This is a genomic window from Aliivibrio sp. SR45-2 (genome assembly GCF_963890165.1).
Lineage (GTDB): Bacteria > Pseudomonadota > Gammaproteobacteria > Enterobacterales > Vibrionaceae > Aliivibrio > Aliivibrio salmonicida.
This window is the reverse complement of record NZ_CAWPRC010000121.1, coordinates 1-251: the sequence shown is the minus strand read 5'-3', so window position 1 is coordinate 251 and position 251 is coordinate 1. Positions and strand designations below refer to the sequence as shown.

Annotated in this window: 1 rRNA gene; it reads right to left on the bottom strand. The window is 49.4% G+C overall.

Features of this window, described 5'->3' with window-relative positions:
* Positions 1-150 precede the first annotated feature (150 nt).
* Positions 151-251: ribosomal RNA gene (locus AACV33_RS06280) — 16S ribosomal RNA — on the bottom strand; the annotation flags it as partial.

The window sequence follows — 251 nt, the reverse complement described above, 5'->3', positions numbered from 1 at the left end:
AACCCCTGTTACCGCCGTGAAAGGGCGGTGTCCTAGGCCTCTAGACGAACGGGACACTGGATATTTTGAAGGTGTTGGGCACCTTCCATTGCTTTTTACTTTTTTAACCTAATCAATCTGTGTGAGCACTCATAAATCGCAATCTATCGTTAAGGAGGTGATCCAGCCCCAGGTTCCCCTAGGGCTACCTTGTTACGACTTCACCCCAGTCATGAACCACAAAGTGGTGAGCGTCCTCCCCGAAAGGTTAA